This is a genomic window from Mesorhizobium sp. WSM4840, from assembly GCF_055811755.1.
The window spans coordinates 98366-118760 of record NZ_JBVVQD010000010.1; the positions used below are offsets into that span (position 1 = coordinate 98366).

General features: G+C 63.2%; 21 protein-coding genes, 1 pseudogene and 1 riboswitch. Of the genes and pseudogenes, 5 read left to right on the forward strand and 17 right to left on the reverse strand.

Annotation, left to right across the window (positions count from 1 at the left end):
• Window positions 1–27: 27 nt before the first annotated feature.
• Together AC0L3I_RS15615 and AC0L3I_RS15620 are read right to left on the reverse strand one after the other, a co-directional pair.
• Window positions 28–957: a pseudouridine-5'-phosphate glycosidase gene (locus AC0L3I_RS15615; protein ID WP_473527448.1), complete on the reverse strand. Its 930-nt coding sequence runs from the start codon at window positions 955–957 to the stop codon at window positions 28–30.
• 31 nt (window positions 958–988) lie between these two features.
• Entirely contained in the window at window positions 989–2098 is a 1110-nt protein-coding gene (locus tag AC0L3I_RS15620; RefSeq protein WP_473527449.1) for a carbohydrate kinase, read from the reverse strand.
• 173 nt (window positions 2099–2271) lie between these two features.
• Here AC0L3I_RS15620 and murQ point away from each other — a divergent pair, with 173 nt between their 5' ends.
• From murQ to AC0L3I_RS15635, 3 genes and pseudogenes are all read left to right on the forward strand, one after another.
• Entirely contained in the window at window positions 2272–3195 is a 924-nt protein-coding gene (murQ, locus tag AC0L3I_RS15625) for an N-acetylmuramic acid 6-phosphate etherase (RefSeq protein ID WP_473527529.1), read from the forward strand.
• A 37-nt stretch (window positions 3196–3232) separates the two neighbouring features.
• Window positions 3233–3350 (forward strand): annotated as a pseudogene (locus tag AC0L3I_RS15630) (esterase); the annotation flags it as partial.
• A 6-nt stretch (window positions 3351–3356) separates the two neighbouring features.
• The gene (locus AC0L3I_RS15635; RefSeq protein WP_473527530.1) at window positions 3357–4487 is read left to right on the forward strand and encodes an anhydro-N-acetylmuramic acid kinase; all 1131 of its coding nucleotides are present in this window, start codon (window positions 3357–3359) and stop codon (window positions 4485–4487) included.
• Here AC0L3I_RS15635 and AC0L3I_RS15640 read toward each other — a convergent pair whose 3' ends face one another.
• A complete protein-coding gene (locus tag AC0L3I_RS15640; RefSeq protein ID WP_473527450.1) occupies window positions 4488–4913 on the reverse strand; it encodes a GNAT family N-acetyltransferase in 426 nt (141 codons plus the stop codon). It abuts the gene before it with no gap.
• A gap of 149 nt (window positions 4914–5062) precedes the next feature.
• Window positions 5063–6235 carry an MFS transporter gene (locus AC0L3I_RS15645; RefSeq protein WP_473527451.1) on the reverse strand — a complete coding sequence of 391 codons (1173 nt, stop codon included), beginning with the start codon at window positions 6233–6235 and terminating at the stop codon, window positions 5063–5065.
• 48 nt (window positions 6236–6283) lie between these two features.
• Between AC0L3I_RS15645 and AC0L3I_RS15650 the strand changes: the two genes are divergently transcribed.
• Entirely contained in the window at window positions 6284–6823 is a 540-nt protein-coding gene (locus AC0L3I_RS15650) for an Lrp/AsnC family transcriptional regulator (RefSeq protein WP_473527452.1), read from the forward strand.
• 17 nt (window positions 6824–6840) lie between these two features.
• Here the strand turns inward: AC0L3I_RS15650 and AC0L3I_RS15655 are convergent, their stop codons facing one another.
• The 6 genes from AC0L3I_RS15655 to AC0L3I_RS15680 all read right to left on the reverse strand — a co-directional run bounded on the left by AC0L3I_RS15655 (window position 6841) and on the right by AC0L3I_RS15680 (window position 12832).
• Window positions 6841–7677, reverse strand: a complete 837-nt coding sequence (locus tag AC0L3I_RS15655; protein WP_473527453.1) for a GNAT family N-acetyltransferase — start codon at window positions 7675–7677, stop codon at window positions 6841–6843.
• A 5-nt stretch (window positions 7678–7682) separates the two neighbouring features.
• Window positions 7683–8429, reverse strand: coding sequence for an aspartate/glutamate racemase family protein (locus tag AC0L3I_RS15660; protein WP_473527454.1), 747 nt, complete (start codon window positions 8427–8429; stop codon window positions 7683–7685).
• An 8-nt stretch (window positions 8430–8437) separates the two neighbouring features.
• A complete protein-coding gene (locus tag AC0L3I_RS15665) occupies window positions 8438–9256 on the reverse strand; it encodes an ABC transporter permease (RefSeq protein WP_473527455.1) in 819 nt (272 codons plus the stop codon).
• 1 nt (window position 9257) lies between these two features.
• Complete coding sequence (locus AC0L3I_RS15670; RefSeq protein ID WP_473527456.1) at window positions 9258–10166, reverse strand: ABC transporter permease; 909 nt, start codon at window positions 10164–10166, stop codon at window positions 9258–9260.
• Window positions 10167–10420: 254 nt separating this feature from the next.
• On the reverse strand, window positions 10421–11710 hold the full coding sequence (locus AC0L3I_RS15675; protein ID WP_473527457.1) for an ABC transporter substrate-binding protein: 1290 nt from the start codon (window positions 11708–11710) through the stop codon (window positions 10421–10423).
• Window positions 11711–11743: 33 nt separating this feature from the next.
• The gene (locus tag AC0L3I_RS15680) at window positions 11744–12832 is read right to left on the reverse strand and encodes an ABC transporter ATP-binding protein (protein ID WP_473527458.1); all 1089 of its coding nucleotides are present in this window, start codon (window positions 12830–12832) and stop codon (window positions 11744–11746) included.
• Between the two features lie 259 nt (window positions 12833–13091).
• Between AC0L3I_RS15680 and AC0L3I_RS15685 the strand changes: the two genes are divergently transcribed.
• On the forward strand, window positions 13092–13805 hold the full coding sequence (locus tag AC0L3I_RS15685; protein WP_473527459.1) for a GntR family transcriptional regulator: 714 nt from the start codon (window positions 13092–13094) through the stop codon (window positions 13803–13805).
• Window positions 13806–13973: 168 nt separating this feature from the next.
• Here the strand turns inward: AC0L3I_RS15685 and AC0L3I_RS15690 are convergent, their stop codons facing one another.
• The 7 genes from AC0L3I_RS15690 to AC0L3I_RS15720 all read right to left on the reverse strand — a co-directional run bounded on the left by AC0L3I_RS15690 (window position 13974) and on the right by AC0L3I_RS15720 (window position 20186).
• The gene (locus AC0L3I_RS15690; protein WP_473527460.1) at window positions 13974–14558 is read right to left on the reverse strand and encodes a HupE/UreJ family protein; all 585 of its coding nucleotides are present in this window, start codon (window positions 14556–14558) and stop codon (window positions 13974–13976) included.
• A 39-nt stretch (window positions 14559–14597) separates the two neighbouring features.
• Entirely contained in the window at window positions 14598–15131 is a 534-nt protein-coding gene (locus AC0L3I_RS15695; protein ID WP_473527461.1) for a hypothetical protein, read from the reverse strand.
• 2 nt (window positions 15132–15133) lie between these two features.
• Entirely contained in the window at window positions 15134–16342 is a 1209-nt protein-coding gene (locus AC0L3I_RS15700) for an agmatinase family protein (protein ID WP_473527462.1), read from the reverse strand.
• Between the two features lie 12 nt (window positions 16343–16354).
• Window positions 16355–17164 carry an ATP-binding cassette domain-containing protein gene (locus AC0L3I_RS15705; RefSeq protein ID WP_473527463.1) on the reverse strand — a complete coding sequence of 270 codons (810 nt, stop codon included), beginning with the start codon at window positions 17162–17164 and terminating at the stop codon, window positions 16355–16357.
• The gene (locus AC0L3I_RS15710; RefSeq protein WP_473527464.1) at window positions 17161–17973 is read right to left on the reverse strand and encodes an ABC transporter permease; all 813 of its coding nucleotides are present in this window, start codon (window positions 17971–17973) and stop codon (window positions 17161–17163) included. The genes AC0L3I_RS15705 and AC0L3I_RS15710 overlap by 4 nt, the downstream gene beginning before the upstream one ends.
• A gap of 105 nt (window positions 17974–18078) precedes the next feature.
• A complete protein-coding gene (locus AC0L3I_RS15715; RefSeq protein WP_473527465.1) occupies window positions 18079–19143 on the reverse strand; it encodes a putative urea ABC transporter substrate-binding protein in 1065 nt (354 codons plus the stop codon).
• Window positions 19144–19243: 100 nt separating this feature from the next.
• Window positions 19244–19358: riboswitch (guanidine-I (ykkC/yxkD leader) on the reverse strand.
• A gap of 141 nt (window positions 19359–19499) precedes the next feature.
• Complete coding sequence (locus tag AC0L3I_RS15720; protein ID WP_473527466.1) at window positions 19500–20186, reverse strand: GntR family transcriptional regulator; 687 nt, start codon at window positions 20184–20186, stop codon at window positions 19500–19502.
• Window positions 20187–20395: the final 209 nt, after the last annotated feature.

Below are 20395 nucleotides of genomic sequence, written 5' to 3' on the forward strand. Positions count from 1 at the left end.
CCGGTAGCGCTGGCCGGGTGCTTGAGTCTATCTGCCCACGGGCTTCAATCCCGCATGCGCCACGGCAATGCGGGCAGCGAGCGCGGCGTTGTTGCGGACCAGCGCGATATTGGCCTTCAGGCTGCGACCCTGCGAAAGCTCGTTGACGCGGGCGAGCAGGAACGGCGTCAGTTCCTTGCGCCCGATGCCGCGTTTCTCGGCCTCTGCCACCGCTGCCGTGATCGTGCCGTCGATGAAGGCCGGATCGAGCGCATCCACTTCCGGAATTGGATTGGCGACGAGGATGCCGGTGCCCGAGCCGATCTGCTCGTGCAGCAGCATGGCCTGCGCAATGTCCTCGGGCGTATCGAGGCGGTGATCGGCTTTCAGTCCGCTGGAGCGCGTATAGAAGGCCGGAAAATCGTCGCTCTGATAGGCAATCACCGGCACGCGCTGGGTCTCCAGATATTCCAGCGTTTTTGCAATATCGAGGATCGATTTCACGCCGGCGCAGACGACGGTCGTGCCGGTCTGGCCGAGTTCGGTCAGGTCGGCCGAGATATCGAAAGTGGCCTCGGCGCCACGATGCACACCGCCGACGCCGCCCGTCGCGAAAATGCCGATCCCGGCGAGTGCGGCGATCCGCATCGTCGCCGAAACCGTGGTTCCGGCCGACCCGCCGCCCACCATGATGGCGGCGAGGTCGCGCCCGGATGCCTTGACCACGTCTTGTGCCGCTGCCAGCTGCTCCAGCTCCCGGTCACCGAGCCCGACTTTGATCTTGCCGGCGACCACCGCGATCGTGGCGGGCACCGCACCGTTCTCGCGCACCACGGTTTCGACGCCGCGCGCAGTCTCCAGATTGGCCGGATAGGGCATGCCATGGGTGATGATCGTCGATTCCAGCGCCACCACCGCGCGGCCTTCACGAAGTGCTGCCGCGACTTCGTCGTTCAGGTGGAGAAGGGAAGGTTTCATCGTCATTTCGCTTTCAGGGTTCGGCTCGCGTTCAGGCGGGAATGCGGTACATGCCGGCGGTGAGGAAGCGCGGCGACAGATCGGGATGAACGCTGGATTCGCTCTCGGTGGTCAGCGTGGCGAGCAGCGCGCCGGTGCGCGCAGCGTGAGGAACGGGATCTCCCGAAAGCACCTTGTACATGGTGCCGGCAATCATCGCGTCGCCGGCACCGGTGATGTCGACGGCGCGGGCCGGGACGGAACGCATCGTCGCCACGCCGCTCTCGGTAGCCACCGCAAATCCATGAGCGCCCATGGTCACGATCACCTCGCTGGCGCCGGCCGCGCGCAGCGCCGCAGCAGCCTCCTTCGGCTTAAGCCGCTTGTCGGCATCGGTGATGCCAAGCATCGTGTTGGCCTCGTCGCGATTGGTGAACAAAAGGTCGATGCCGGACAGGTCCTTCGGCAGCCGTGCCGATTTCGGCGACGAGACCGTGTCGACGGCGAGCTTGAAGCGCGCGCCCTGCTTGCGTGACATCAGCGACTTGATCGTCGCAGCCGGCAGGTTGCAATCGATGAACACCCAAGTCGCCGAAGCCAGATGCGGCCAGAAGCGGTCGAGATAGGAGGGCGAAAACAGATCGAATATCTCCATGTCGGCGATGCCGAGCACGAGATCATTATTGAGGTCGAGGATCGCTGCATATTCCGCCGTTGGCCGCTCCGTTGTGGTGATCACCTGGCTGACGTCGGCGCCGAGGTCGCGCAGATGGCGCACCAGCGAGCGGCCGGTCTCGTCGTCGCCGACAATCGAAACGAGGCTTACGTCGACGCCGAGGCGGACAAGGTTCTCGGCGACGTTGCGGGCGACGCCGCCGAAGCTGCGATAGCCGTCGACCGGGTTCGACGTCCCGAAGATCAGATCCTTCTTGGCGTGGTACTTGCGGTCCAGGACGGCGCCGCCGATGCAGATCATGCGCTTGGAGGCCGGCAACACATAGCCGCGACCAAGAATGTAGCCCTTGTTGACCAGCTGCACGATGTGGGCCGCGACGGTCGAGCGGGCAATGCCGAGCGCGGTCGCTATATCCTGCTGGCCGGCGAAAGGGTTCGCCGCGATGAGATCCAGCACTGCCTGTTCCTGTGCTCCAAGGTCGTCCATCGCCTCACCCCGGCCCGCGCAATTCATGGCTGAACTTTGATCAACAACAGATGATGTTGTCAACATTTGTTTGGACCAACAGGGTCCGCCAACGCCAGCCGCTGGTACTGGTCAACGCTTGGCGCCGCATCACATTACTTATTGCCGATGGCAAGAAGTTTGAAAGTAAGCGGATGAATGAACAGGAGTTGATGTCGGAGCTGGAGCGGTTGGTTTCCGAGGATCGGAACCCGAGGACGATGGATATCGACCTGCTGCCGACCATCGAGATCCTGCGCATGATCAATGACGAGGACAGCGGCATTCCGGCCGCCGTCGAGAAGGTCATTCCGGAAATTGCTGCCGCGGTAGACCGGATCGTTAGTGCGTTTCAAAAAGGCGCGCGGCTTGTCTATATGGGCGCCGGCACGAGCGGCCGGTTGGGAGTTCTCGACGCCTCGGAGTGTCCGCCAACATTTGGCGTGCCCGAGGACATGGTGCTCGGCCTGATCGCGGGCGGCCCGAATGCGCTGGTGCGGGCCGTGGAAGGCGCCGAGGATGATCCGCAACAAGGCATGAAGGCACTGCAGGACATCAAGTTGACCGCCGACGATGTGGTGGTCGGCATCGCGGTCAGTGGCCGCACACCCTACGTCATTGGCGGCTTGACCTATGCAAGGCAGGTGGGAGCAACGACCGTGGCGCTTTGCTGCAATCCCAGGTCAGTCATTGCCGGCATTGCCGACATTGCCATCTCTCCGCTTGTTGGCCCCGAGGTTCTCGCCGGCTCGACCCGGTTGAAGTCGGGGACCGCGCAAAAGCTGGTTCTCAACATGCTGACGACAGCCAGCATGATCCGGATCGGCAAGAGCTATCAGAACCTGATGGTGGACCTTAATCCCAGCAACAAAAAGCTCGTCGCCAGGGCGGTTGGGATCGTGATGCAGACCACCGGCTGCACAGCGCAGCAGGCACGACGGGCGCTCGACCAGACCGGCAAAGACGTCAAGCTGGCGATACTGGTGACAATCACCGGGATGGGCATCGAAGAGGCGCGGAAGGCGCTCGACAATGCGGGCGGGTTTCTGCGAAAGGCGATAGGCGAAAAGACGCTGTGAAGCCGCCTGGATACCGGGATACTGGTATACAGGACGGATCGACTTCGACAAAGGCAAGGCATGGACCTTGCTCACCAACCGGATCCATCCGACACGTCAACAGCGGGATTATCGAGATTCGCCAATCGGTCGGCGATCTCGTCAACGGAGCCTAACAAGTGATGATTGCGAAAAGTGGGGAACCAATCTGGGCCGTCGGCCTGATGACCGGCACCGTGCTGGACGGCAATATCGATGTTGCGCTGATCAAGACCGACGGCGAGCGGATCGCGGATTTCGGCACCTACACGCTGGCGCCCTACCCCAGATCAATCCGGACGCTGCTGGAGGATACGCTGGATCAGGCCAGGGCGTGGAATTTTGCCGGGCCGGAGCCGGCAATCTTTCGCGAAGCCGAAGAAGCGCTGACGCGCGCCCAGTCAGCAGCGGTCAAGGACCTGGTCGAAAGCTACGGGCTGACGATGGCCGATATCGGCGTCGTCGGCTTCCATGGCCAGACCGTGCTGCATCGCGCCCCGCAAGTCGGCCGGCTCGGCCAGACCCGCCAGCTCGGCGATGGCGAGTTGATGCATTCTATTCTGGAAACCAAAGTGGCCTATGATTTCCGCTCGGCCGACATGCGCGCCGGCGGGCAAGGCGCGCCGCTGTCCGCGGCCTATCATGCCGCGCTGCTGCGCGATGCCGACGCCGGCGGCGACACGGCCGTGCTCAATCTCGGCGGCGTCGCCAACATCACCTGGTGGGACGGCAAGGACAATGTCGTCGCTTTCGACACCGGACCGGCCAATGCGCCGTTGAACGATTTCATCAAATCGAAAGGGCTTGGCGAAATGGATCGCGACGGCGCTCTGGCCCGCGCCGGCACCGTGGACGAAGCCCGGCTGGCCAAGCTCTTGCAGCATCCCTATCTGGCCAAGCCCTATCCAAAATCGCTGGACCGGTTCGATTTCGGCGCGGCCATGGCGGATGGGTTGAATGCGAAGGATGGTGCAGCGCTGCTGACGGCCTTCATCGCCGCAGCCGTCGGCAAGGCGCTCGACCTTCTGCCGCATCGGCCGAAGCGGCTGGTGGTCAGCGGTGGCGGCCGCCACAACCCGACGATCATGGCCATGCTTGCCAGCCGCGCCGGCGTCGAAGCCGTGCCAGCGGAGGCCCTTGGCTGGAAAGGTGACGCTGTGGAGGCTGAGTGCTTTGCCTTCCTTGCAGTTCGCGTGCTCAGGGGCCTGCCGATCAGCTTCCCGACCACCACCGGGGTGCCACAGCCGATGCGCGGCGGACGCCTTGCCGGCTGATCAAGTCGACAATTTCTTCTGCAAGAAGACGCGGCTGCGGCCGACGGGAAAATCGGGAAGCGCGCCGAATGGCCGATATCCCTGACGCTCATAGGCCTTGACCGCCTGGGGACTGAAGGTGTCGATCAAGGCGCCATGACAGCCGCGCGCGACGGCTTCCTGTTCGGCTGCGTCCAGCATCCTGCCGGCCATGTGCTGGCCGCGCAGTCGCTCATCAACCCAGAGCCATTGCACATAGAGCCAGCCCCAGGCGGTATATCCCGAGATGCCGGCGACAACCGCGCCGTGCTCATCGCGTACGAACACCGCGAGCGCCGTTCTCTCTGCCGGACCGACGTCGCTGTCGTTGAACGCGCTGAGTCGCTCCCCGAGAAAAGCGAGTTCTTTCGGCGAAGGGTCGGCGGTGGTTTCAAGCGTCGTGTTCATCGCATGTCCAGATCGGCTCACAGCCGGATAGCGGTATACAGCGCCGTTCCGGACGCTGTGGCCTTTCATTTGCATTTATCGAAGGGCAGGAGGGGGGCGCAAGCTCTGCCGCCGCGTGGCTCGAACCGGCGACTTGCGATGGTTCGCGGCTACCGCGGCGAATGCCGCGCCGCCGCCGAAGCGGCAACCAGCATGAGCAAGGCTGCAACCATGGCCGATGCCGCAAAGCCGAAGCTGGAATAAAGCGGTCCGAAGGCCGTGGTGCCGACAAACACCGCGAGATAGGTCACCGCGCTGTTCAAACCCATGATCGTGCCGCGCCGCGCCGGATCGAGCGCCGAAAGCCGCATCACCAGGACGTTCAAGCCGAAATGATTGGCAAGGCCCCAGACCGCCACGATCGCTATGGTCAGATGGAAACTGCTGCTTGCCACGGCAAGCGCGACATAGACGATCGCGACGAGCAGATAGGCGAACGGCATGACTCGTCGCGCGCCGAGGCGATCGATCACGCCGTCAAGAAGTGCCGCCATCCCGAAGCCAACGCCATAGGCGAGCGCGGCCAACCCGTTGGCGCTGACCGGCCGTCCCAAGTCGTTGTGAAGGTGATCGCCAAGATAGCCATAGACGCCGTAGAAGGCGGTCATGAAGGCACCGCAGGCGACCAGAAGCGGCACTATGCCGGGCACGGCCAAAGCGCCAAGCGGCGTCGGAGCCGGGCCGCTTTTCCTGACGTCGCTCAGCGCCGTCAGCGTAAGACCGGCCAATGCAAGCGCAGCAAGGACCGCGACCGCCGCGAAAACAGCGCGCCAATGCAGCAGATCGGCAAGCACCGCCGACAATGAGACGCCGGCCACCATGCTCAGGGTCCATCCGGTCAGCACGACGCCGATCGTCCCGCTTTCGCGGCCAAGCGGCGCGATCGCAGCGGCGCTGGCGTAGATTGCCGGCATGGCGACGCCCGCGGCGATGCCGGCGAGAAGCTGGGCCGCAACCAGCGCTGTTACCGTCGGCGCGGCGGCGCTGGCGAGGAGCGCTATCGCCAGCAGCAGCAACGCCCCTTGCAGCATGCGGCGAGCGCCAAGCCGATCGATATAGCGCGCCAGGAACAAGGCGCTTGCGGATGTCCCGAGGCCGAACGCGGCGGACGCGATCATGACGGCCGGCACGCTCGTCGTAAACGACGCCGCCACCGCCGGTGCTATCGGACCGAGGACCAGCGAGTTCGAGCCGATCACGGCAATGCATCCGGTGAGCAGATAGGCGAGCGCCGGGACAGGCGGCCTTGCCGTCAATGTTGCGACTTGATCACTGTTCGTCATACGACGATAATCGCCGTATTAAATTCTGTATCAATAAGGAATTTCACCATGGATGAAGAAACAGATGGCATTCTGCAGAACAGGCCTGCTGCCCGCGATGTCGACGCAACCGACCGAAAGATATTAGGCGTTCTGGTCGACGACGCCACGATCAGCTATGCCGAGCTCGGTGATCGTGTCGGCCTGTCGCCGCCGGCAGCGCATGAACGGGTGAAGCGGCTTCGGCGCAGCGGCGCCATTCGCAACACCGCGGCGATCATCGATCCCAAGGCGGTACGCAAGCCGTTGCTCGCTTTCGTGCACATCGACACCAAGGGCTGGGGAAAGACCCCCGAACTGATGGCGATTTCCGAGCACCCCGAAGTCGAGGAGATTCATTCGGTGGCCGGCGACACATGCATGCTGATCAAGGTCCGCACCGAGGACACAAGGGCGCTCGAAGGCCTGCTGTCGCGGCTTTACGAAACGCCTGGCGTGACCTCGACGCGAAGCTATGTGGTTCTGTCTACCTATCTCGAGCGGCCGGTGCAGCCCGGGATCACAACCGAATGGCCAACGCCCCGGCACATGGCCAAACCGCTGTATTAGGGTTGGCCTGGGTTCAATCAACCAAGTTCCAAGGTCGTTATCGCAAAGACGCCGGACTGCGCGAGCTGCGGCGCTTTTCCCTTGTACATTCGAGCCGTTTCGAAACCCGGTTGAAGGCCGGCGGACGTCAGCCGAGCTGCAAATTGCCCGCTGGTCTCGGGCACGTCGAGATGGACATTTCCGGGTCCGGAGATGCCGGCGAGCGCTCCGAAGAGACGGCTTGCCGCGTCCAGGCTGTTGGAAACAAGCGGCCCGATCTTGCAACCGTCCCGGCATCGGCGCGCGACGCCGTATCCCTCGATGGCGCCATCCCTAACGATCGCCAGCGCGACGTGCGGCGGGCGCAGCCAGTGTTCCAGGAAGGATCGCCTCGGAGCGGGAAAGAACCGGCTGTCGTAGTCCAGGACATCGGGCATGAGTTCCGGGCCTATGGCACAAATGTCACTGTCGGTGGCTTTCGGACCGTTCGGTGCTCCGACGAACCGGATTGTCCGGTAGACCGGCGCAAAACCCATGCTGCGGTAGTTGGCCTGCTGTTCGACGACACCATCGAGGCCGATCGTACGGTCGCCGAGCCGCGCCATGCCGGCATCCCAGACCGCCTTGCCATGACCTTCTCCACGCCTGTCCGGCCGACAGATGTAGAGACCGATGAAGCCAAAATCGTCGCCATAGGCCACGGCCGAAATACCGGCCACCATCTCGCCATCGACAAAGGCGCCGATGAAGCCCTCTGGATCCGCCGCCTGGAACGCCAGGGCATCGCCAAGGCCGGGATTCCAGCCTTCCGCTGCCGCCCAGTCGACAAGGATTTCCACTTCTTCAAGTGCGAGCGTTCTGATCGTTCGGCGCATTGCGATCACTCGGCGGCAACTATACCGGGGGCGAAGGATTTCAATGCACCAAGATAGGGCTTTGCCAGCGGATTTGCATAGGCGCCACGCTTGGACGTCGACAGGCGAAGCGCAATCAGGGCCTCGGCCTGCTTGACCGCGGCGCCGACGCCGTCGATGACCGGAACGCCGAACTCCCGCTGCAGCTCGGCTGCGAGATCGGCCATGCCGGCGCAGCCGAGCACGATGGCCTCGGCGCGATCCTCCTCGAGCGCGCGCGCGATCTCGCCGCGCAGCTTCAGGATCGCGTCCGATGCCGGGTCTTCGAGAGCAAGAACCGGAATATCGGCAGCGCGCACGCGTGCCCGCCCCGCCATGCCATAGCGTTGCACCAGCCCTTCGACCGGCACGCGCGAGCGCTCGGTCGTGGTGACGACGCTGAAGCGCTGGGCGATGAACGAGGCCGTGCTGAGCGCTGCCTCGCAGATGCCGATGACCGGAATGTTGGCCATGGCGCGCGCGGCATCGAGGCCGGTGTCGTCGAAACAGGCGACGATCGCAGCCTGCGCGCCCGACCGCTCGCCGGCGGCGATCTCGACCAGCAGGCCCGGCACGGCAAGCGCCTCGTCATAATAGCCTTCGATCGATACTGGCCCCATCGACGACGTGACCGCGACGATGTCCGTGCCGGCGCCGGCCACGAGCCGCGCCGCCGCTGCAATGGTTTCGGTCATGCTGGCGGTGGTGTTCGGATTGACAACGAGGATTTGCACTGCGGCTCTCAAATACGCGCCCGGCGGCGGCCGACATAGACGATTGCACCGAGCGTCAGCAGGATCACCAGGAAGGAAAATACGGTCGTCACGGTGCCCAGCGCATAGAGCACCGGCGTCGTCACATTCGTCGTCATGCCGTAGATTTCGAGCGGCAGCGTGTTGAAGGTGCCCGAGGTCATCAGCGTGCGGGCGAACTCGTCATAGGATAGTGTGAAGCCGAACAAGCCGACGCCGATCAGGCTGGGCGCGATCATCGGCAGGACGACATGCGCGAAGGTCTGCCAAGACGTCGCGCCCAAGTCCCGCGCGGCCTCCTCATAGGCCGGCGAGAACCGGTTGAAGACGGCGAACATGATCAGCACGCCGAAAGGCAAGGTCCAGGTCAGATGCGCGCCGAAGGCAGACGTGTACCAGGCGGGGCGGAAGCCGACCTGCTGGAAGACGACGCCGATGCCGAGCGAGATGATGATCGACGGCACGACCAGGCTGGCGACCGCCAGATAGAACAATGCGGTGGCGCCGCGAAATTTTTGGCGGAAGGCCAGACCGGCAAGCAGCGACACGCCGACCGTCACGATCATCACCATCAGGCCAAGGATGAAGGAGCGTTTGAAACTGCCGCCGAAATCGCCGACCGCCTGGCGCTCGAACAGATTGGCGAACCAGTGCAGCGAAACGCCGTTCAGCGGAAATGTCAGCCCGCCATTCTCGCCCTGGAAGGAGAGGATCAGGATGGCCGAGAGCGCGCCGTAGAGAAACAGCACGAAAAGGGCGAAGAAGGCCGCCAGCACGTAGAATTCGAGGGTGCGCTTGTCGTGGCTCACGTCACAGCTCCTTGCGGATATCGACGATGCGCAGGATGCCCGCGACCATCAAGAGCACCAGCACCAGCAGCACGACCGCGTTGGCGGCGGCCGCGGGGTATTGTAGCAGCGACATCTGGTTCTTCATCATCAGCGCGACGGAAGCGCTCTGCCCGCCGGACATCACCTGCACCGTCGAAAAATCGGCCATCACCAGCGTGACGACGAAGATGGTGCCGATCGCCATGCCGGGCTTGGCAAGCGGGATGATGACGTTCCACAACACCTGCCAGCCGGACGCGCCGGCGTCACGCGCGGCCTCGATCAGCGACTTGTCGATGCGCATCAGCGTGTTGAAGATCGGCGTCACCATGAACAGCGTGTAGAGATGCACCATGGCCAGCACCACGGCGAATTCGGAATAGAGCAGCCACTCGATCGGCTTCGGGATCAGTCCGATCTGCACCAGCGTCGTGTTGACCAGGCCATTGCGGCCAAGCACCGGAATCCACGAGATCATGCGGATGATGTTGGAGGTCAGGAACGGCACGGTGCAGACAAGGAACAGCACCATCTGCATGGCGGTGGTCCTGATATGGAAGGCGAGGAAATAGGCGACCCAGAAGCCGATAAGCAGCGTCAGCGCCCAGACGATGGCGGCATATTTCAGCGTGTTCAGATAGGTTTTCCAGGTGACCCAGGAGCCGAGCGTGTCGGAATAGTTGGTGGTCAGGAAATCCGGGTACATCGCCGCGAAGTCGTAGTCCCAGAAGGAGACCACGGCGATCATCAGGATCGGCAGCAAAAGGAATGCGCCGAGGATCAGCGCCAGCGGTGTCGCCTGGAGGTAGGGGACGATCGCGCCGATCGAGAAACGGCCGCGCCTGGCGGGTTTGGCGGCGGCTAGAGGCTGGTCGAGAGCCACGGTCATCCGGAACAGCTCTGAAGTGTCGCGGAGGGCCGATAATGTGGCAAGCTGTGATCCTTCGCGCCCCCCTCTGTCCTGCCGGACATCTCCCCCTCAAGGGGGGAGATTGGCAGCTCCGCCGATTGGTCTCCCCTAGCAGCATTGGCAATTGGCGAAAGCAGAGATGACGGCGCAATCTCCCCCCTTGAGGGGGAGATGTCCGGCAGGACAGAGGGGGGCGCGAAGGAATGCAACATCTCAGCTATTGCTGCCTTGCATCAAGCAGCGATGAATTCGTTCCAGCGCCTCACCATGTAGCGGTCCTCGTCCATGACCGAGTTCCAGCAGGCGACCTTGCCCATGCGCTCGACGAAGGAGCCGCCGTCGCGCACGGCGCCTGCCTTCTCCATGACCTTGCCGTCCGGCGCCATGATGTCGCCCTTGGCCGGCTTGCCGTCGACCCAGTAGCCCCATTCGTCCTCGGACATGAACTGCTTGGCCGTGTCCATGGCGGCCGAGTAATAGCCCTGGCGGTTGAGATAGGCGCCGACCCAGCCGGACAGGTACCAGTTGATGTATTCGTAGGCGGCATCGAGTTGGGCGCCCTTGAGGTGCGCCGCCAGGCCAAGGCCGCCGCCCCATGAGCGATAGCCTTCCTTGAGCGGTTGGTATTTGCAGGCGATGCCCTTGGAGCGCACCGCCGCGACTGCTGGCGACCACATCGACTGGATGACCACTTCGCCTGAAGCCATCAGGTTGACGCTCTCGTCGAACGATTTCCAGAACGCACGGAACTGGCCGTCCTGCTTGGCCTTGATCAGGAAGTCGATCGTCTTGTCGATCTCCTCCTTGGTCATGTTGCCCTTGTCGGCATATTTGATGTTGCCCATGGCTTCCATGATCATCGCCGCATCCATGATGCCGATCGACGGGATGTTGAGGATGGCGGCCTTGCCCTTGAAGGCCGGATCCATGATATCGGCCCAGGTGGTGATGTCGCGACCGACAAGGTCGGGGCGGATGCCCAGCGTATCGGCATTGTAGATGGTCGGAACCATCGTCATCCACTGGGTCGGCTCCTTGGCGAAGGTCTTGGCGTCCTGCGCCTCGACGAAACCGACGGTGTGCGGCGCGGTTCCTTGCGCAATGACGCTGTCGGGCGTCAGCTTGCCGGTGATGAAAAGCGGTACGATCTTGTCGTAATATTTCAACTTCTTGACATCCATCGGCTGCATCACGCCGGACGGATACACTTTCTTGGCGATCCAGTATTCGATGTCGGCGATGTCGTAGCTGTCCGGCTGGGTCACCGCGCGCTGGGCGGCGGCGTCGGAATCGGTCGCGGTCATCTCCAGTGTAATGCCGAGGTCGGCCTTGCACTTGTCGGCGATGGCGTTGAGGTTCGACACGCCGGTGCCGAACTGGCGCAGCGTGATCGGGTTCTGCGCCCAGATGGTCGGGAAGCCTGATATGACGCCGGAGCCGGCGGCAAAGCCGACGGCGGCGGCACCTGTTTTGAGCAGCGAGCGGCGGGAAATTCCTGTCTTCTTGTCGGTGGTATTGGTCATGTTAGTTCCCCTGTTTTGATTGGTTGTTCTGGTTCAGGAATCGAGGCGGCCAAGGACGATCGCGTCCTCGGCATCCCAGGCGATCGGCACGGCGTCGCCGACGGCCACCGGCTTGGCGAAGAAGCTGGTGTCGTCGACGATCACCGTAAAATCCTCGATGCCGGCGCCATTGACCGAGAGCTTCACGGTCGAGCCGCGGTACTCGATGTTGGAGACGATGCCGGTGAAGCCCAGCCCGGTGGCCGGCGGGTCGCCGATCCGCACATGGTCGGTGCGAATGGCGATATCGATCGGCTCGCCGATCGCCCTGCCCTGCCCGCTGGCCGCAAGCGAGACGCCGCCAGGCACATCGAAAACAACCATGCCGTCGCGGCTGCCGGTCACCCGGCCGGAGACAACGTTGTGATCGCCCATGAAACGGGCGACGAACGCGCTGGCCGGCCGCTCGAAGACGACGCGCGGATGCGCCGCCTGCTCGATGCGGCCGTCGTTCATCACCACGATCAGGTCGGCGAGCGCCATGGCCTCCTCCTGGCTGTGGGTGACGTGGACGAAGGTGATGCCGAGCGACGTCTGCAGCTTCTTCAGTTCGGCCCGCATGCGGATCTTCAGGAACGGATCGAGCGCCGAGAGCGGCTCGTCGAGCAGCAGCGCCTCGGGGTCGGTGATCAGCGCGCGGGCCAGCGCGACGCGCTGCTGCTGTCCGCCCGAAAGCTGCGCCGGGCGGCGGCCGGCATAGGCTTCCATCTGCATCAGCTTCAGCATGACGAGCGCCTTGGCGCGGCGCTCCCCCTTGCCGACACCCTTCATCTTGAGGCTGAACGCAACATTGTCGATCAGGTCGAGATGCGGAAACAGCGCATAGGACTGGAACATCATGGCGGTGCCGCGCCTGGCCGGCGGCAGATCGGTGACTACAATATTGCCGAGACGCACGTCGCCGCTCGATATGCTTTCGTGCCCGGCAATCATGCGCAGCGTCGACGTCTTGCCGCAGCCGGACGGCCCGAGCAGGCAGCAATAGGTTCCCGCGGGGATTTTCAGGCTGATGTCTTCGACGGCAGTCGTAGCGCCATAGATCTTCGAAACGGACACGATGTCGATTTCGGCGGCTTTAGACATCCGGCTTCCTCTCTAATCAATTTAAGCAAAGCATCATGCATGCCAATTGCCCTGCATCGGCCTCAAACGACTGATTTCTTGGGTAAATCGGGACTGCATCCGGCCGCCCGCCGAAACGGCACGCTTGTGCTATGCACAAATTATAGGCGATAGAAGGCGATCCTCGCAAAAATCGTATGCAATCTTTTCTGGCATCGTATTCACTTTGGCCCTCTGCAACCGACCCGATTCAGGGTAGAAAGGTGCAGGGACTACCATCATGAATATAGCCGACCAGACTTTCCCTGCTGTCGACAGTGCCAACGAGGATCGCGCCCAGGCGATCCGCGACCAGTTGCGCGACGCGATCGTCGATCGTCGGCTGGCGCCCGGAACCAAGCTGTCCGAAGGCGAGGTCGGCACTCTGTTCGATGTCAGCCGCACCGTGGCGCGCGCGGCGCTGCAGATGCTCTCCTTCGAAGGATTGGTGCGGACCGAGCGCAACCGCGGCGCCTTCGTCGCCAATCCGTCGCCCGAAGAAGCGCGCCAGGTCTTTGCTTCGCGCCGGCTGATCGAGCCAGGCATCGCAATCGCCGCGGCTGGGCGGATGACGCCGGCGCATGTCGTTGCCTTCAAGGCTCAGCTCGAGGAAGAAGGCCGCTTCATTGCCGAACGTGGACCGAGCGCAAGACGCTCGGAAATCAAAGCTTCGGGCGATTTTCACCTGCTGCTGGCTTCGGTTGCCGGAAACGCTATCCTCCAGCGCTTCATGGAAGAACTGGTGGCGCGGTCATCGCTGGTGATCGCGCTCTATGGCCGCTCGGGCGTGTCGAGCTGCGGTCATAGCGAGCACATGAACATCCTCGAGGCGCTGGAAAATGGCAATTCCGAACGCGCCAGCGCACTGATGCTGCACCACATCGACCATATCGAGGCCGACCTCGATCTGCGCGTCAGGAGTGGTCCGGCGCTCAGGCAGGCACTCGAGTTCTGAAGGTCATGCCGACCGGAGGGAGGCGAAAACCGCGCCCCTCAAAGCCGCCCGGCCCGGATTTTCAGGATCTGGTACAGCATGTCGCGAATGCGCCGCAGCCTCATCGACCATTTTTGACTCATCTGCATTCCAGTTCTGTTTGCCGAATGCCTCCGTTGATCGCCTCACTCAGAAGGCTTGGGCCGCCATGGCCATTCCAACCAGCGAGGTAGCGACGCCCGCGGTGCGGACCGTCGTCGGCCAACGGGCGAGCTTGAGGACGGACAAGACCCCGATCGCATGCAGCATCGATGTGCCGAGCACGAAGCCCGCGGCGTAGGCGATGCCGCTGGCGCTCTCGGGAATCTCAAGGCCGTGGGCATTGCCGTGGAAAAGGGCGAACAGGGCCGTCAGCGCCGCGGCAGCGGTCAGCGGCAGCGGCCTGGCGAGGCCGACCATGGCGCCAAAGACCACCAGCGACAGCGCGATGCCGGTTTCAAGCGAAGGCAGGCCGACGCCGGCCATGCCGAGCAAGGCTCCGGCGACCATCGCCGAGACAAAGAACAGCGGCACAATCACAATACTGCGGCCGCCGGCGCGGGTGCCAATCATGCCGACCGCGATCATGGCCAGCAGATGGTCCATGCCGAAGAGCGGATGTCCGAGGCCGGCGCAAAAGCCGTTGACGTGAGCGCCGCCGCTATGGGCAAACGCCAGCGACGGCGTGAGGGCGGCGAGAGCTGAAAGGATGCCAAGTCTTGCTAATGTCTTCATGGTTATACCTGTTCGATGAGAATGACGGGCTTTTTGGTTTCAGTGCCCGGGAACGGTGAATTGCGAAGCGGCGGAACGGTCTGCAAGGGCGCGCGCCGCGGCGAAGCCGAGCGGCTTTTGCTCACTGCCGTCGTGATAGATGAAGGCGAGGCGGCGACGGTGCGATGTCAGGCGCGCCGGCAACGGGTGATAGGCGACGCCGGCGCCGCCGACGAGCGGCATGACCGCGCCGACGTCGACCAGATCCTCGGTTTCGACCCGAAGCAGATGAAGCCGCACGCCGTCCGCCCTCTCGCCGACAAAGGGTATTCCGGCCAGACGCAGAAAGCTGGACGGGTCCGGCGCCCGCGCAAAGCCTTCGAGGAAGGCGGTTTCAACAAGATCGAGGTCGACCGCCGCTGGATCAACCGACGGCTCGTGAGTCTGGTCCGGCAGATGCGGCGTCTGCCATTGCAGCGGCTTGCCTGCGGGCCCGTTGTGGCCGAGGGCGTGCGGATGGTCATGACCGTTCGGCCCGTGATGATGATGGCCATCGCCGTGATCGTGACTGTGGTGGTGATGGTCGTCGTGCATGGTCAGAAACTCACCGGTTTGTCGATGATGGATTTATGCTTGCCGAGATTGCCGTGGGCGACCATCGAGCCGAGCGCCTCGACGACGACACGCACGCCGAATAGCGCCGTGATGTCCGACGTGTCGTAGGGCGGCGAAACCTCGACCACTTCCAGTCCGCAGATGCCTGGAGCCGTCACCAGCCCAAGCAGCTTGAGCGCCTCGCGCGGCAGGAAGCCGCCCGGCTCAGGCCAGCCCGTGCCGGGCACGAAACCGCAATCGAGGCTGTCGACGTCGAAGGAGATGTAGACGGCGTCGGTGTCTTTCCACGCGAGTTCGAGCGCGATTTCCGCCGCCTTCTCAAGTCCCATCTGCTCGATGTCGGCAATGGTGAGCACGTTGGTGCCGCGTTTTCTCGCCTCGGCGACGCCGTAGCGGGGAACCTGCCAGCCGCCGATGCCGAGCTGCACGAGATTGGTCGCCGAGACGTTCGGCAGGTTGGTCGCCCAATACCAGGGCGTGGTGTGCATGCGCTCGTCGAGATCCTTTTCCTGGATGTCGATATGGCGGTCGAAATGGATGATGCCGATGCGTTTCGAGGTCACGTCGGCAATGCCGCGCACGCAGGGAAATCCGATCGAATGGTCGCCGCCCAGCATGATCGGCAGCGCGCCGGACGAGGCGACATGGCTGACGCCCTTGGTGATCTGGTCAAAGCTCTTTTCAAGATTGGCGGGAATGGTGAAGACGTCGCCGGCGTCGCACAGCGTCATCTGCTCGCGCAGGTCGACGCCGAGCTCGTAATTGTACGGCGTGTAGAGCGCCGAGATGCGGCGAATGCCTTGCGGCCCGAAGCGGGTTCCCGGCCGGTAGGTGGTGCCACTGTCGAATGGGATGCCGATGACGGCAGCATCATATTTGCCGACATCGCGGACGTTCTCGACATAGGGCGCCTTGAGAAAGGTATTGATGCCGGCGAAATGCGGCAGCTCGCCGCGCGCGAATGTCGGGATGGACTTGTCGACGATCGACTCCGATCCCGGCAGGCCCATGTCGAGCGCCCATTGCTGCTCCTTGCGCCAGCCGCTTTCCGGCAACTTGCCCTCGGCCTCGATCGACTTCCAACCCTGCGTTCCGCGGGCGTCGAAATCCGGATGGTGGAAACGTTCCCTAGGCTCCCGGGCGACGAGCCCTGCCCGGCGGTGGCTGCGTTCGGGGATATTTCTGGACATTCACGGTCTCCGTTACGACGCCGTCGTCGCCATTGCTGTTTCCGGTCGGGTCGTCCCGACCATTGCGGCCACCTTGGCCAAGTGATGAGAGGAAGCCCGGGTCTTGCGATCGAGCTTCAAATCGTAGGTGATTGTCGCGCCGTAAGCGGACGGGAACTGCGGATCGTGGCGCACCTTGTCGAAAACCAGCACGCGGGTGCCGAGCTTGAAGGCCTCACCGATATCGTGGGTGACCATAACCACCGTCATGCCGTGCTCGGTCCAGAGCTCGGTCAGCAGTTCGTGCATCTCGACGCGGATGCCGGGATCGAGCGCCCCGAACGGTTCGTCGAGAAGCAGGATCTGCGGACGGCCGAGCAAGGTCTGCGCAATCGCCAGCCGCTGCTGCATGCCGCCGGAGAGCGATGCGGGATAGAGGTCGCGCGCATGGGCGAGCCCGACCCGCGCCAGCATGGCTTCGGCCTCTTGCCTGGCGTTTCTGCGCCTGGCGCCGAAGACGCGGCCAAACGGCCCGCCCGAGCGAAAGTCTTCGACCAGCAGCAGGTTCTGGATGGCAGTCAGATGCGGAAATACCGAATAGCGCTGAAAGACAATGCCGCGCTGCGGCGTCGGCTCCGGAATAATGGGCCGATCGCCGACGATGACGACACCACTGCTCTGCTGCTCCTGGCCGAGCAGGATGCGCAGGAACGTCGATTTTCCGCAGCCGCTGGCGCCGACCAGCGACAGGAATTCGCCGGCCTCGGCGGTGACGTTGACCCGCTCGAGCACGCGGGCATCGCCGTAGCTCTTTTCCAGCTCGTGAACGACGATGCGGCTCATCTGGCCTCCACCGGATGCGCCCAGGGGGACACCGCTTGGGAAAGCCGCACCAGCAGCCAGTCGGTGATGACGGCAAGCAGCGTGATCCAGGCGACATAGGGCAGGATGACGTCCATCGAGAGATAGCGGCGGACGAGGAAGATGCGGTAACCCACCCCTTCGGTCGAGGCGATGGCTTCGGCGGCGATCAGGAAAAGCCAGGCCGGCCCGAGCGCCAGCCGCACGCAAGTGATGAGGCGCGGCATGACTTGCGGCAGCACCAGCCGCAAGACCATGGTCCAGCTGTTGCCGCCAAGTGTTTGCGCCTTGGCCACCAACTCTGGTGGCAACTCCATCACCCGGTTGGCGATGTCGCGCACCATCACGGGCGCGACGCCAAGGGCAATCAGCGTGATCTTGGCCGTTTCGCCGAGGCCAAGTGCGATGAACAGGATCGGCAGCAGCGCCAGCGGCGGGATGACGCAGACGACGGTGACGAAGGGCAGCAGGAAGCCCCGCACCCGCGGAATGAAGCCGATGGCGATGCCAAGCGAAAGCGCCGTGAATGTGGCAACGCCGACGCCGGCGAACAGCCTGAGGAGACTGGCGTAGGTGTCGACCCACAGGATAAGGTCGCCCGAGCGCTTGTCCGGAACCGTCGCCAGGTCAAGAAAGGCGGACCACATCTGTGCCGGCGAAGGCAGCAGTTTGTCGCTGGGATTGACGGCCAGTCGTTGCGCCGAAGCGATCAGATAGGCGATCGCCACGAACAAGAACGGCAAGCCGCCGAGGAACAAGGCGCTGCCGCGCGAGACCTTCGCATTGATCATGCGAAGGCGCACCTTCGGCCTTGGCCGGGAAGGGCGCGTGGTGCCCTCACCGCCCCTCGCGGAGACTTCATCCCTGGCACTCATTCCCTTGGCCAGCATGTCGCGTCAGGGCGTTTCGGTTGCGGCCTCGGCCATGAAGGCTGGATCGAAACGCAGCTTGACGTTCTTGGCGTCGCCCAGCGTGGACCCGTCGGGAAAGCTCATGCCGACCATGTCGACACTCGTCGCGTTGGTCCCGAGAATGCCGTGGCTGAACAGGAAGTTGCGGACCAGATCCATCGTCTTCGGCAATTCGGTGCCGTTGGTGAACTCGACCGCCTTGGCGGGGTCGAAGAACATTGCCGTCGAAGCGAGCTGCGCGTCGAAGCCCGCGAGGTCGGTACCGGACGCCTTGGCCATCTCCTCCTTGGCTGCCTTGCCTTCCGGCGTGTCGGAAGTCATCAGGTCCATCGCTTCGTACCACGCGCCGACAAGCGCCTTGCCCAATGCAGGATTGTCCTTCAGGGTCTCGGTGTTGACGACCATCAAGTCGATGATCTCACCGGGAATCTGCGAGGAATCGAAAACCTTCTGCGCACCCGGCATGGCGACGATCTCGGAGACCAGCGGGTTCCAGGTAACGACCGAGGTGACGTCGCTGGTGCCGTAGGCGGCGACCATGTCGGCGTCGGACGTGTTGACGACGGTGATGTCCTTCTCGGCGAGCTTGACCGTGTCCAGTGCCCGCGCCAGCAGGTAATGCGAGACGGAGAGCTCGACGAGATTGACCTTCTGGCCGGCAATGTCGGCGAGCGCGGCCTTGTCCTTGAGGATCACGGCATCGTTGCCGTTGGAGAAGTCGCCGATGATCAAGGCGGTGGTGTCGACGCCGCCGCCTGCGGGGATCGACAGCGCGTCCATGTTGGTCATCGAACAGCCGTCGAAACCGCCGGCCGTATACTGGTTGATGCTTTCGACATAGTCGTTGATGCGGGTGATCTCGACGTTGATGCCGTTTTTTTCAGCCCATTTCTTCATGATGCCGCTGTCGGAGAGATAGCCCCACGGCATCCAGCCGACATAGATCGACCAGCATATTTTGAAGTCTTTCTTGGGTGCCGCGTCGGCGGCGGAAATCATGGGAAGACTGAGTGATGCGGCTAGGATGATTGCGGCCAGCTTGCGAAGCATTGCGTACCCCTGTTCGCGATCCGGATTGCGACCGGACCTTATGTTGGGGCTTGCGGAGCGCGCATCCGGGAGAGGTTCGCGCCAGCAAACCCGTGCAGGGTTCTCCCGGGATTTTGGCCCGCCGTGTTCCGCCGGATGCCTCAGTGCATCCCTGGCGGTCGCATCTCTTGGACCAGCACCGCTTTGTTGCGGCCGGAACCCTAGACGCTCTGCACACCATCAACGAAGCAAGGAGCATGCCAAAGCCCAACTATGCCAAAAGGCCGGCATTTGTGGACCTGTGCGGCTTCGAGCGTTTCGCTTGAGTGACGCGAAAATCATCGCATCGCCGACGGATTGGGCAGTTTGCCTGATTGCTAGGAAGACATCCCGAACGAATCCGCCGCCGGTTTCATCGGGTCAACCGCAGCAAAGACGGCGCTCGCCTCGCTGACGATGGAAACGTGATCCTTGGCTGCATGTCCTGCGGCAGCGCTGTCGCCGCGCATGATCGCGGTAACGATGACGTCATGCTCCTGCCAGGATTTGGCCAGGCGGCCCGGCAGCATGAATTGCGCGCGCCGGAACGGCGCCAGCCGGCTGCGCGTCATTACGGTCAGTTCATAGATGTGCTTGCTGTGCGCGCCGCGATAGAGCCGGGTGTGGAACTCGGTGTTGAAATACTCGTAGTCCTCCTCCGCGCCCAACTGCACGAGGCGCGCCGATGCCTGGTGCTCGATCTCGAGCGCGCGGCGCTCTGCGGTGGCCATGCGCTCGGCTGAAAACCGTGCGCAAATCGCTTCAAGCTCGGCCATACTCTCGAACATCGAGGCAAGATGCTCCTGCGTCACCACGGCGACAGTGGCGCCCCGGTTGGGTCGCCTTTCCACCAGCCCCATGGCGCTCAGCCGGCCAAGCGCCTCCCTGACCGGGGTGCGCGACACGTCGAAACGGGCAGCGAGCGAGGCCTCGTCGAGCTTTTCGCCGGGGCGCAGGAAGCCGGTGACGATCCGGTCACCGATCGCCCTCACCATCTGATCGACAGTCGTGCCCGACCTGATCAAGCTGCGCTTCCCCGACAATTCTCCTCCGTCAGTCTTTTTCGCGGCCGTGCGGCAAGTGGCTCGCCGGAAGTTTCGACTCGGGCGCGCCCTCTATGCCTTTATTTTAATCTAGATGTCAAACTGGCTAATTGAAAGGCAAAAAGTGCATGCAATTGCCTTTCGCTTGAGCACGGCAAATCGGCACGCCAACTGATTTAATTGGATAAATT

What these genes read in the sequence shown, in the direction of transcription:
- AC0L3I_RS15615 (WP_473527448.1), bottom strand. Translation starts at nt 957, where the DNA reads ATGAAACCTTCCCTTCTCCACCTGAACGACGAAGTCGCGGCAGCACTT.
- AC0L3I_RS15620 (WP_473527449.1), bottom strand. Translation starts at nt 2,098, where the DNA reads ATGGACGACCTTGGAGCACAGGAACAGGCAGTGCTGGATCTCATCGCG.
- murQ (WP_473527529.1), top strand. Translation starts at nt 2,272, where the DNA reads ATGAATGAACAGGAGTTGATGTCGGAGCTGGAGCGGTTGGTTTCCGAG.
- AC0L3I_RS15635 (WP_473527530.1), top strand. Translation starts at nt 3,357, where the DNA reads ATGATTGCGAAAAGTGGGGAACCAATCTGGGCCGTCGGCCTGATGACC.
- AC0L3I_RS15640 (WP_473527450.1), bottom strand. Translation starts at nt 4,913, where the DNA reads ATGAACACGACGCTTGAAACCACCGCCGACCCTTCGCCGAAAGAACTC.
- AC0L3I_RS15645 (WP_473527451.1), bottom strand. Translation starts at nt 6,235, where the DNA reads ATGACGAACAGTGATCAAGTCGCAACATTGACGGCAAGGCCGCCTGTC.
- AC0L3I_RS15650 (WP_473527452.1), top strand. Translation starts at nt 6,284, where the DNA reads ATGGATGAAGAAACAGATGGCATTCTGCAGAACAGGCCTGCTGCCCGC.
- AC0L3I_RS15655 (WP_473527453.1), bottom strand. Translation starts at nt 7,677, where the DNA reads ATGCGCCGAACGATCAGAACGCTCGCACTTGAAGAAGTGGAAATCCTT.
- AC0L3I_RS15670 (WP_473527456.1), bottom strand. Translation starts at nt 10,166, where the DNA reads ATGACCGTGGCTCTCGACCAGCCTCTAGCCGCCGCCAAACCCGCCAGG.
- AC0L3I_RS15675 (WP_473527457.1), bottom strand. Translation starts at nt 11,710, where the DNA reads ATGACCAATACCACCGACAAGAAGACAGGAATTTCCCGCCGCTCGCTG.
- AC0L3I_RS15680 (WP_473527458.1), bottom strand. Translation starts at nt 12,832, where the DNA reads ATGTCTAAAGCCGCCGAAATCGACATCGTGTCCGTTTCGAAGATCTAT.
- AC0L3I_RS15685 (WP_473527459.1), top strand. Translation starts at nt 13,092, where the DNA reads ATGAATATAGCCGACCAGACTTTCCCTGCTGTCGACAGTGCCAACGAG.
- AC0L3I_RS15690 (WP_473527460.1), bottom strand. Translation starts at nt 14,558, where the DNA reads ATGAAGACATTAGCAAGACTTGGCATCCTTTCAGCTCTCGCCGCCCTC.
- AC0L3I_RS15695 (WP_473527461.1), bottom strand. Translation starts at nt 15,131, where the DNA reads ATGCACGACGACCATCACCACCACAGTCACGATCACGGCGATGGCCAT.
- AC0L3I_RS15700 (WP_473527462.1), bottom strand. Translation starts at nt 16,342, where the DNA reads ATGTCCAGAAATATCCCCGAACGCAGCCACCGCCGGGCAGGGCTCGTC.
- AC0L3I_RS15705 (WP_473527463.1), bottom strand. Translation starts at nt 17,164, where the DNA reads ATGAGCCGCATCGTCGTTCACGAGCTGGAAAAGAGCTACGGCGATGCC.
- AC0L3I_RS15710 (WP_473527464.1), bottom strand. Translation starts at nt 17,973, where the DNA reads ATGATCAATGCGAAGGTCTCGCGCGGCAGCGCCTTGTTCCTCGGCGGC.
- AC0L3I_RS15715 (WP_473527465.1), bottom strand. Translation starts at nt 19,143, where the DNA reads ATGCTTCGCAAGCTGGCCGCAATCATCCTAGCCGCATCACTCAGTCTT.